Origin of the sequence: Kitasatospora sp. NPDC056327 (genome assembly GCF_042261735.1) — a bacterium.
Classification (GTDB): domain Bacteria; phylum Actinomycetota; class Actinomycetes; order Streptomycetales; family Streptomycetaceae; genus Kitasatospora.
Genome location: NZ_JBHJRC010000293.1, coordinates 1 through 10,524, shown reverse-complemented (window position 1 = coordinate 10,524; position 10,524 = coordinate 1). Strand labels below are relative to the sequence as shown.

Genomic DNA, 10,524 nt, shown 5'->3' with positions numbered 1-10,524 from the left:
GGGCGGGGGGGGGGGGGGGGGGGGGGGGGGGGGGCCGGGGGCCCCCCCCGCCCCCCCCCCGCCCCGGGGGGGGGGCCCGGCCGCGCGGGGGGGGCCCCCGCCCCACCCGCCGGCGGGCGGCCCTCTCCCGCACCCGGGCCGGTGCGGCTCACCCGGCCGGCGGTCCTCCGGTCGTCGCCGCGGGCTCCGGACGGTGCAGCACCGCCCGGGTGAGCAGCCCGCTGGCCGGGCCGAGGACGACCGCGGCGAGCGACAGCCGGAGCGGCCAGGCGGTCAGGCCCGCCGCGTCGCCCAGGAACCGGTCGACGGACCACCGGCCGGGGCCGGTGAGCGCGAGCGAGCCGGCCGTGACGACCAGCACCAGCGGGTACTCGTAGCCGTCGTTCTGCACCCAGAGGCCGTGCGGCAGCTTGACGGTCAGCGCGACCGTCATCACGCCCATGGCGACCATGGCCGCCAGCGGGGTGAGGGCGCCCAGGGCCAGGAACAGGCCCGAGCCGATCTGCCCGGCGCCGGCGGCGAGCGCGGTGAGCGTCCCGCCGCGGAACCCGTCGTGGCGGAACTCCGCCGTCCCTCCCGCCAGGCCGTTCCCGCCGAGGCGGAAGCTCACCTTCTGCACCCCGTGCCCGGCGATGAGCAGGCCCACCACCGCGCGCAGGACCAACAGTCCGGTATCCATCGTGTTCCGTTCCTGCTCCTGGTTCCTGTCCTGGTCCTGGTCACCGGCGCGGGGCCGGGTCAGCCCGCGGCGTGCTCGCCGATGACCGCCTGCGCGTAGACGACGCCGAGGCCGTAGGCGCCGGCGTGCGCCTTGACGATCTCCATGACGGCGCCGTAGGTCTCCTGGCGGGCCCAGTCGCGCTGCAGCTCCAGCAGCACCTGCACCCAGGTCACCGGCACCGCGCCGGCCTGGGTCATCCGCTGGATCGCGTGCTCGTGGGCCTGCGGGGAGACACCGCCCGAGGCGTCGGTGACGACGTAGACCTCGTAGCCCTGGTCGAGCATCGACAGCACGGGCAGGACCAGGCAGACCTCGGTCCACAGACCGGCGATGACGACCTTGCCGCGGCCGGTGGCCCGCACCGCCTCGACGAGCGCCTCGTCCTCCCAGGCGTTCATGCTGGTGCGGTCGATGACGTCCTGGCCGGGGAACACCTCGGCGAGCTGCGGGAGCAGCGGGCCGGAGAAGGACCCGGCGGCGACGGTGGTGAGCACGGCCGGCACGTCGAAGGCCCTGGCGGCCTTGGCGAGGCCGACGGTGGCGTTGATGATCGAGGTGCGGTCGCCGCTGCCGGTGCCGAAGAACATCTGCGGCTGGTGGTCCACGAAGAGGACGACGGAGTTGTCGGGGGTCAGCAGGTCGGGGCTGGGGGTGGCGCTGACCCGGGTGGCGTCGAACACGGGGTGTCCTTTCGGGACGGGTGCATGGGAAGCTCCGCGCACGGCGGTCCGTGGCGGAAGTCGGGGGACGCCGCGGGGAGGGCGGCGCCGGGGTGTCAGAGGACGAAGCAGGGGTCGAACGACGGCTGCGGTCCGGTGGCGTGGCCGCGGGCGGTCCGCCAGCGGCGGTGCAGCTCGGACTCGGCGACGACCTCGCCGAGCAGTTCCGCCTGGCGCGCGCCCGAGGCGCCCGGAACGCCGGGGACGCCGGGGCCGGTGGTGGAGGCCTGGTAGCCGCCGAAGCGGGCCACCGGGCTCCAGTCGGGGGTGACGGGCGGGAGTTCCTCGTCCATCCCCTCGTACTCGGCCGCGGCGTGCACGATCCGGCCGCCGACCACCGTCAGCAGCGACTCGATGAACGGGATCTCCGCCTCGGGCACCGCGAAGAAGTCGTCGGACAGCACCGCCAGGTCGCCGTAGAAGCCCGGGCCCAGCACGCCCTTGACGTCCTGCTCGCCGGTGAGCGCGGCGCCCGCCGTGGTGTACATCGCGAGCGCGGTCGCCCGGTCCACCCGGTTCTGCGGCGGGCGCAGCGCCAGACCGCCGACCGTGCGGCCGGAGACCAGCCAGTGCAGGGCGACCCAGGGGTTGTAGGAGGAGACCCGGGTGGCGTCGGTGCCGGCGGCGACGGTCAGGCCGCGGTCCAGCATCGCGCGCAGCGGCGGGGCGTCGGCGGCGGCGCCGGTGCCGTAGCGGCGGGCGAACACCTCGCCCTGGAAGGAGAGCCGGTTCTGCACGGAGAGCGCGCCGCCGAGCACCGCGATCCGGTCCAGGCTCTCCCGGGAGACGGTCTCCGCGTGGTCGAACAGCCATCGGTTCCCGGCCGGGAAGAGGCCCTCGGCGGCGAGCTTCTCGAAGACGGCCAGGTCGCGGCGGATCGTCTCGTCGTAGGTCGCGTGCAGCCGGAAGCCCCAGCCGTGCTCCATGAGCATGCGCACCGCCTTCTCGAACTCGCCCTCGTAGGGCCCGAGTTCGGGGCGCGGTTCGGCGAAGTTCTCGAAGTCGGCGGCGGCCCAGGTGAGGTTCTCGCCGGCGCCGTTGAGCCGCAGCCACGCGTCGCCGTCGCCGGGGCGGACCGCCTCGATCCAGCGCCCGAGGTCGTCCAGCTCCTGGCCCGCGGTCTGCGGGAACAGGTGGTAGGCGATGCGCAGCGGGAGCAGGCCCTCGCGGGCGAGTTCGGTGACCGTGGCGTAGTTCTCGGGGAAGTTCTGGAAGCCGCCGGCCGCGTCGATCGCGGAGGTCAGCCCGAAGCGGTTGAGCTCGCGCAGGAAGTGCCGGGTGGAGGTCTTGCGCTCCTCGGGGGCCAGGGCGGGAGCCTTGGCGAGCGTCGAGTAGAGGACCAGCGCGCCGGGCGCGGCCAGCAGCATCCCGTTGGGCTCGCCGGTGCGGCCCCGGACGATGGTGCCGCCCGGGGGGTTCGGGGTGCCGGCGCCGTAGCCGGCGGCCCGCAGCGCGGCCCGGTTGAGGATCGCCGACTGGTAGAGGTGCAGCACGAACACCGGGGTGTCCGGCGCGGCCTCGTTCAGCTCGGCGGGGGTCGGCAGCCGGCGCTCGGCGAACTGCTCGGCCGACCAGCCGCCGACCACCCGCACCCACTGGCCCTTCGGGGTCCGGGCGGCCTGCTCGCGCAGCATCGCCAGACCCTGGCGCAGCGAGGTCACGCCGTCCCAGCGCAGCTCCAGCACGTAGTTGAGGCCGCCGCGGATGACGTGCAGGTGCGAGTCGTTGAGGCCGGGCACCACCCGCCGGCCGAGCGCGTCCACCACGGTGGTGGACGGTCCGACCAGCGGGGCGACGTCGGCGTCGTCGCCGACGGTGGTGATCGCGCCGTTGCGGATGGCGAGGGCGCCGGCCTGCGGGCGGCGGGCGTCCCCGGTGTGGATCCTCGCGTTGCGGACGACGACGTCGGCGTTCCCGACGGTGTGTCCGGTGGCGTCCTCGACGGCGCGGGGAACCAGCCCGCCGACAGGCATTGCAGGCACCTCGGCATCCTCCTCTGATGGGTGCGGGCCGCTGCGGGGTGCCCGCGGCGGCGGGGCGGCGGGCGGGTCCGGACCGTTCGGCCCGGCTCCTTCCGGCCGCCTGGAAGAACGCTAAGTCCTTTACCGGGCAGGGGATTTGCCCAGAGCGCACGCTCTTCGACCTGGTAGCGCACCGCCGCCGCGGGCCCCGCGGAGGGCCCGGACACGGCGGAGCCCCGGCCCTCCGCCGTCCGCTGGGACGGGGAGGACCGGGGCTCCGCAGGCGCGGGCCGGGCTGCGGAGGGGCGGGCGCGGGCGCCCGCGGCTCACTTCGCCAGGAAGGCGAGCAGCGCCGTGTTCACCTCATGGGCGTGGGTCCACAGCAGGCCGTGCGGGGCGCCCTCGATCTCGACGTAGTCGGCCGACGGCAGCGCCTTGTGGAAGGGCCGCGCGGTGTTCTCGATCGGCAGGATGCGGTCACCGGTGCCGTGCAGGATCAGGGCCGGCACGTCGATGCGGGCGATGTCGGCCCGGAAGTCGGTGTACCAGGCGGAGGGCGCGGCCGAGGCGGCGTACGCGCCGCCCGAGGCGGCGACGTTCCAGCTGTTGCGCACCGCCTCCTCGCTGATCCGGCTGCCGAGGTTCTCGTCCAGGTTGTAGAAGTCGTGGAAGAAGTCGCGGTAGTAGGCGAAGCGGTCGGCCTTCACCGCGGCGACGACGCCGTCGAAGAACTCCTTGGGGGCGACGCCGTCCGGGTTCTCGTCGGTCTTGAGCAGCCAGGGCTCCAGGGAGGCCAGGAAGGCGACCTTGGAGACCCGCTCGGAGCCGAAGGCGGACACGTAGCGGGCGACCTCGCCGGTGCCCATCGAGAAGCCGACCAGCACCGCGTCCCGGACGTCCAGGGTCCGCAGCACGGTGTCGAGGTCGGCGGCGAAGGTGTCGTAGTCGTAGCCGGTGGCCGGCTGCGAGGACTGCCCGAAGCCGCGGCGGTCGTAGGTGATGACCCGGTGGCCGGCGTCGAGCAGGGCGGCGCTCTGGCGCTCCCAGGAGTGCCCGTTCAGCGGGAAGCCGTGGATGAGGACGACCGGCTGCCCGGAGCCCTGGTCCTCGTAGTGGAGGTCGATCGGGGCGGAGTTCTCCTGGCCGACGGTGATGAACGGCATGGTGCTTCTCTTCTTCCTGTCGTGCTGGTCGGCAGCGCGGCGGCTGCGGTACGCCGCAACGCTAGAACCGCTCCGGCACGGCGGATTGACCGTGAGGGCACCGCGATTCGTCCGGGAGCGCCGGACCCGGCCCGGCGTGCGTCGCCGGACCGGGCCGGGGTCCCGGGGTGTGCGGGGGTGTGCGGGGGCCCCGGGGCGTGCCGGGGCCCCGTCCGGCATCAGCCGGGCCGGACGGCGGCACCGACCGCGCGGCGCCGGGCCGGGACGACCGCCACGGCCGGGCGCAGCGGGTGCAGGGCCAGGACGGCCCGGGCGATGGCGTCCGAGTCGCCCAGGGTCACCGAGTTCACGCCCGGGCGGATGCCCGCCGCGGTCACCCAGTGCACCGCCTCGGTCGGGACCCCGTAGGCGAAGCGGCGAGGGTGCGCCCGGCCGTCCGCGTCGAGCATCCGGTACGGGCGCCCGGTGACCGCCAGCCCGCCCGTCTCGTACCCGGTGCCGGTCGCGTCCGGGATCCGGTAGACGCCGGCCTGCCCTCCGTCGACCAGCCCGCGCAGCAGCCGGTCGCCGGTGCGCCGCAGGTCCGGCTCGGGCAGCCGGGCCTCGACCAGGACGGCGGCGCGCAGCGGCGGGGCGTCGATCGCGGGCGAGTGCGCGGTGAAGGCGGGCTGCCGGCCGCGCGGGTCGAGGGCGATCCGGACGTCCGGGCCGAGCAGTTCGACCACCCCGGCCTCGACCAGCGCGCGCAGCTCGTCGATCCGGGAGGCCGGCGGGCCGATGGACAGGAAGGCGTTCAGCGGGGTGTACCAGTGCTCCAGGTCGTCGCGGTAGGAGGAGCCCTCGATGCCGCCGTGGTCGACCGCCAGCCGGATCTCGTTGCGGAGGTCCCGCAGGACGTCCAGGGCGGCCTTGAGGGGGCCGCCGACGTTGCCGGCCCGGGCGTCGGCGGCGTCGCGCTCCAGCCGGGCCAGGACCCACGCGCGGTGCTCGGGGCGGGAGGCGAAGCGCCGGCCCGCGTACGGGTGGGCGAGCGCGTACCAGTCCCAGCGCTGTCCGGCGGGGATCCGGTGGCGGTCGAGGACGGCCGCGCAGAGGTCGGCGGCGTCGGGGCCGGAGACCGGGAAGGCGCCGGGGACGGCCGGGTCGCCGCCGGTCGGGAGGCCGCCGGCGGCGAGGTACTCCTCGGCGAGGCGGGCGCCGTCCTCCGGGCGGCCGGCGGCCGCGAGCAGGGTCGCGTAGTAGACCGACTCGACCTCGCGGGCGACCAGCGGCCAGAGGTCCCGGGCGAAACGCACCGGGCGGCCGTCGGCGGACCGTTCGCGCAGCCGGGCGACGTACTCCTCGGTGAGCAGCCGGGGGAGGTAGCGGCCGTGCGCGCCCTTCTCGTTCTCGCCCCGGGCGTGGTACGGCACGCCGCGCCGGGAGCCGGCCAGGATCAGCGGCTCCTGCCCGGAGGGGTGGTAGACGAGCCGGCCGTCGCGTTCGGCGAACCGGCCGCCGCGGCCGCGGGTGAGCAGTGCGAGGTGGTCGAAGAAGTTCAGGCCCAGGCCCCGGACCACGACGGGGCGGCCGGGCAGCAGGGCGGCGAGGTCGAGGTCGGCCGGGTTGGCGGGCGGCAGGTGGACGAGACCGTGCGCGGCGGCGGCCCTGGTCAGGGAACGCTCGGCGGGCGTCGGGGCGGTCGGCAGGTGGCCGAGGGCGAGCACCACCGCGTCCAGGTCGGCGATCCGGCGGCCGTTGGCGAGCACCAGCACCTGGGCGTTGCCGGGCGGCAGGTCGGAGTCGGTCAGCCGGACGGCGCGGGTGCGGTGCTCGACGATCCGGCAGTGCGCCGGGGCGGCGGCGCGCACCCGGCGGTAGACGTCCCGCAGGTAGCGGCCGTAGAAGGCACGGGTCGGGTAGGCGTCGGGGGTGAGGGAGCGGGCCTCGGCGCGCACCGGCTCGTCGTATTCGCCGGGGGCGCCGTGCGGGACGGTCGACCTGGCCCACTGGTAGAGGCTCGGGCCCTCCTCGACGGGGCCGTCGATCAGGACGCTGGGGTCGGTGTAGACGGTGACCTGCGAGGCCACCGTGTTCATCAGCAGCAGACGGGACTGGTTGGTGCGCCAGACCCGGCCGGCGCCGGGCGGGAAGGGGTCGACGAGGTGGACGGTGAGCGCGGCGGCCGACGGGCGGGACCGTTCGTTGGCCAGCAGCCGTTCGAGGACGGACAGGCCGCGCGGGCCGGCGCCGACGACGGCGATCCGGCGGTGGCGGGCGGTGGGACCGGGGGAATGGGGAGCCATGGGTGATGTCCTCCCGTGCTTCGGGTCGTGCTCAGGACCTTTCTCCGGTCGTGCGTCGGGGGTGACGCCCCGCCGGCGAAGGCGGAGTCCGGCGGGGCGTCGGTCGGTGGGGCGGCGGGTGTCGGGTCGTCGGTGCCGGGCCCGGGGTGCGGGCCCGGGGTTCCGGGTTCGGGCGCGGGGTTCCGGGGCGCTACGCGTGGCGCAGCAGGATCTTGCCGAGGCTCGCGCGGCCCTCCAGGCGGGCGTGCGCGGCGGGTGCCTCGGCGAAGCCGTACTCCCGGTCGATCCGGGCGCGCAGGCTGCCGTCGAGGAGCCCCGCGAACAGGTCGTCGGTGCGGGCGGTGAACTCCTCACGGGTGAGGACGTGGTGGGTGAGGCTGGGCCAGGTGAGCTTCAGCGAGCCCTTCTGGACCAGCGTGAACGGGTCGACCGGGTCGGGCGTGCCGCTGGCCCGGCCGTAGACGACCAGGGTGCCGCGCGGGCGCAGCGAGTCGAGGCCGTCGAGGAAGGTGTCCTTGCCGACCGAGTCGTAGACCGCGTCGGCACCCGCGCCGTCGGTGATCCGGTGGACCGCCTCGCGGAAGTTCTCCCGGTCGTAGCGGACGACGGCGTCGGCGCCCAGGCCGTGGACCAGTTCGGCCTTCTCGTCGGTCGACACGGTGCCGATGACGTGGGCGCCCGCCCGCTTGGCGAACTGGACGAGGAACTGCCCGACCCCGCCGGCCGCGGCGTGCACCACGACGACCTGGCCCTCGGCGATCGGGTGGGCGTCGTGGGCGAGGTAGTGCGCGGTGAGCCCCTGGAGCATCGCGGCGGCGGCCGTCCCGGACGCGATGCCGTCCGGGACGGCGGTCGCCAGCCGGACCGGGACGTTGACGAACTCGGCGTACGCGCCCGGGACTTCGCCGTAGGCGACGCGCTCCCCGACGGTCACCTCGGTGACCCCGGGGCCGACCGCGTCCACGGTGCCGACGGCGTCCATGCCCGGCACGAACGGCAGGGCGACGGGGAAGACCCCCTGCCGGTGGTAGACGTCGACGTAGTTGACGCCGATGACCTCGGTGCGGATGCGGATCTCGCCGGCGGCGGGATCGGTCACCGGCACCTCGTCGACCCGGAGTTGCTCGGGGCCGCCGTGGCTGTGGACGCGGATCGCCTTCATGGGGTGGTACCTCGGCTGTTCTGGTAGGCGGGTCGGGTGAGGGGAACGGACGGCGGCGGGTCGCCGGCGTCCGGTGTCGACGGGTGGTCGTGGACGGCGGCGGCCACGGGGGCCGGCGCCGGTTCCGGTTTCGATCCCGGTGTCGGTTCGGGTGCCGGGGTGGTCGGCGCGGCGGCGGGCGCGGGCCGGTTGGCGAGCAGTCCGCCGCCGATCATCAGCGCCCCGCCCACCAGTTGCAGCCAGGTGGGCGCCAGGCTCAGCGCGAGCAGGGCGACGACCACCGTGAAGGCCGGCTCCAGTTGGAGCACGCTCGCCGTCTCCCAGGGCCGCAGCCGCTCCAGCGCCAGGTGCAGGGTGACGTAGGCGAGGCAGAAGTTCGTTACGGCGAGCAGGAGTTGGAGCCAGAGCGTGCCGGCCGTCGGGTGCCACCGCAGCGGACCGGGAGTGAGCAGCAGGACCGGCAGCAGCACGACCGCCGCCGGGACGAGCCGCCACAGGGCCAGTTGCAGCGGTGGCACCTTGGCCATCAGCGACTTGGCGGGCAGGAAGGCGAGGCCGGCCAGCACGGCGCCGGCCAGCACCAGGGCGTCACCCGCGCCGACGGCGGTGAACCCCGCGCCGGGTTCGCGCAGCACCACCAGCACCCCTCCGGCCAGGGTGACCGCGAGGCCGGCCGACTGTCGCCCGCGCAGCCGGTCGCCGAGCAGCAGGACGGAGGCCAGGACGGCCGCCGGACCCTGGAGCTGGATGAGGAAACCGCCGTTGACCGGGCTGGTCCGGCTCAGCCCGCTGATCACCAGGGCCAGCGAGAGGCCCGTGCCGATCACCGAGACGAAGCCGAGCGTGGCCCACTCCCGGCCGGTGAGGCCGCGCGGGACCAGCGGCCGGCGCCGCACCGTCAGATGGGCCGCGAGCAGCACGGCGCCGATCGTCAGGTTGAGTTCGGTGGTCAGCAGCGGGTCGATCTCACGGGTCACCCGGTTGGCCAGCACGGCGCCGGCGCCGAAGAAGGCGGCGGTCAGCAGTGCGAATGCGTACCCCTGCGCGCGCACGGTGGACTCAGCGGGCCTTCACGCGGACCGTGTGGCCGCGCTCGACACCGTACCGGGCGGCGAAGTCGCCCTGGTTGAGGGCGAGTCCGAGCTGGTCGCGGCTGGCGATGTAGGCCAGCGGCGCGCCCACGTCACCGGCCTCGCCGAAGGTGCGGCGCAGCGGGGTGGTGAGCCGGGAGTCGCCGATCTCGATCTCCAGCTCGGCGTCGAAGGCGATTCCCCGGGAGTCCAGGAATTCCCGGGTGATGCTCGTCCAGACGTTTCCGTAGTTCTTGTCGAGGATCGCGACCTCGCCGATTATCCAGTCGCCGTCGACGGTCGGCTCGGCGACCTCCAGAAGGGTGATGTCGGCGGCGTCGATTTCCTCGCCGATCTCGCCGAAAGGTACTCCGTTGGCGATGTGCGCGGCGGCGGAAATGACGATGTCGCGCCCGTAGAACGTCGGGTCGACGACGGGCCGGCGGACCTTGTCGGCGGTGATCCGGCGGACCTCGGCGACGCCGGCCTCCCGGACGATCCGGGTGAGCAGTCCGTTGTTCGGGGCGAAGTAGGTGTGCCCCTGGGGCGTGCGCAGCCCGATCGCGTTGTCCTGGACCCCGGTGTGCGGGAAGGTGACGCAGGCGAAGACCGCGTCGGACGGGAAGTACCGGAAGGAGTCCCGGATGTAGAGGCCCGCCTCGTAGATGTCGAACGGTGTGACGTCGTGCGTGACGTCGACGATGTTGGCGTGGGGGGCGATGCTGAGCACCATCCCCTTGCAGATGCCGACGGCGTCGTCGACGAGGCCGAAGTCGGTGAGCAGGCCGACGATCGGCCGGGCCGCGATCAGGCCGGGGCCGGTGGAGGTGGCGGGGGCGGAGACGGAAGCGGACATGCTGAACCCTTTCAGGAATACCGAAACGGGGTGGCGTGCATGGCGGTCCGATGTTTTTCCGGCGGTGAATCACCCGGGTAAAGGGTGGTTCAAGCGGCGCGAGATTGAAGTGAGGCTAGCACCCGGTCGGTCGCGAAGAAAGCTCGTTCTGTTGCGGCTGCGTGAAGTCGTTCTGAAAAAGCGGAAGCGTGACGGCCGTTTGACCGGGAACGGATCGTCCGGACGGGTATTCGCGTGCGGACGGACCGGCCGCGGGAAGCTCCGCCGGTCCGGCGGGGGAGCGGCGTGCGCCCGCCGGGAGGCGGCCGGGGCCGGTCCGCCGGGCCGCCGCCGGCCGGCCCGGACGGTGGCCGCTCCGGGTTCGGTGACGAACTCACGTGCCCCGGAAGGCCGTTTGCGCTGACACGCCGCGCGCGGGAGCGCTACGGTGAGCGGGAGCGCGAGGCCGCCGGACGGCGGCCGGGCCGTGTCGAGTCGTTTCCCCATGCTTGCGGCCGGACTCGTCGAGGCGCTCGCGGGCACCGGTTACCGGGGCCCGGCCGAAGACCTGCTGGTCGGTCGGCGGCCGCACGGGCCGGGAGCCCGTG

Annotated in this window: 8 protein-coding genes; all 8 read right to left on the bottom strand. The window is 74.8% G+C overall.

Annotation, left to right across the window (positions count from 1 at the left end):
* Positions 1-148 precede the first annotated feature (148 nt).
* Positions 149-679, bottom strand: a complete 531-nt coding sequence (locus tag ACFCX4_RS30135) for a DoxX family protein (protein ID WP_376149227.1) — start codon at positions 677-679, stop codon at positions 149-151.
* A 59-nt stretch (positions 680-738) separates the two neighbouring features.
* On the bottom strand, positions 739-1,401 hold the full coding sequence (locus ACFCX4_RS30130) for a hydrolase (RefSeq protein ID WP_376149224.1): 663 nt from the start codon (positions 1,399-1,401) through the stop codon (positions 739-741).
* 95 nt (positions 1,402-1,496) lie between these two features.
* Entirely contained in the window at positions 1,497-3,422 is a 1,926-nt protein-coding gene (locus ACFCX4_RS30125; protein WP_376149221.1) for an amidohydrolase, read from the bottom strand.
* 305 nt (positions 3,423-3,727) lie between these two features.
* Positions 3,728-4,564, bottom strand: coding sequence for an alpha/beta fold hydrolase (locus tag ACFCX4_RS30120; protein WP_376149218.1), 837 nt, complete (start codon positions 4,562-4,564; stop codon positions 3,728-3,730).
* Between the two features lie 218 nt (positions 4,565-4,782).
* Positions 4,783-6,849, bottom strand: coding sequence for an FAD/NAD(P)-binding protein (locus ACFCX4_RS30115; protein ID WP_376149215.1), 2,067 nt, complete (start codon positions 6,847-6,849; stop codon positions 4,783-4,785).
* A 190-nt stretch (positions 6,850-7,039) separates the two neighbouring features.
* The gene (locus ACFCX4_RS30110; protein ID WP_376149212.1) at positions 7,040-8,011 is read right to left on the bottom strand and encodes a quinone oxidoreductase; all 972 of its coding nucleotides are present in this window, start codon (positions 8,009-8,011) and stop codon (positions 7,040-7,042) included.
* The gene (locus ACFCX4_RS30105) at positions 8,008-9,063 is read right to left on the bottom strand and encodes a DMT family transporter (protein ID WP_376149209.1); all 1,056 of its coding nucleotides are present in this window, start codon (positions 9,061-9,063) and stop codon (positions 8,008-8,010) included. The genes ACFCX4_RS30110 and ACFCX4_RS30105 overlap by 4 nt, the downstream gene beginning before the upstream one ends.
* 7 nt (positions 9,064-9,070) lie before the next feature.
* Complete coding sequence (locus tag ACFCX4_RS30100; protein WP_376149206.1) at positions 9,071-9,937, bottom strand: S-adenosyl-l-methionine hydroxide adenosyltransferase family protein; 867 nt, start codon at positions 9,935-9,937, stop codon at positions 9,071-9,073.
* Between the last annotated feature and the right edge of the window lie 587 nt (positions 9,938-10,524).

Excerpts from the sequence above, each read along its gene's own strand:
- ACFCX4_RS30120 (WP_376149218.1), bottom strand. The coding sequence starts at position 4,564 with ATGCCGTTCATCACCGTCGGCCAGGAGAACTCCGCCCCGATCGACCTC.
- ACFCX4_RS30115 (WP_376149215.1), bottom strand. The coding sequence starts at position 6,849 with ATGGCTCCCCATTCCCCCGGTCCCACCGCCCGCCACCGCCGGATCGCC.
- ACFCX4_RS30110 (WP_376149212.1), bottom strand. The coding sequence starts at position 8,011 with ATGAAGGCGATCCGCGTCCACAGCCACGGCGGCCCCGAGCAACTCCGG.
- ACFCX4_RS30100 (WP_376149206.1), bottom strand. The coding sequence starts at position 9,937 with ATGTCCGCTTCCGTCTCCGCCCCCGCCACCTCCACCGGCCCCGGCCTG.
- ACFCX4_RS30135 (WP_376149227.1), bottom strand. The coding sequence starts at position 679 with ATGGATACCGGACTGTTGGTCCTGCGCGCGGTGGTGGGCCTGCTCATC.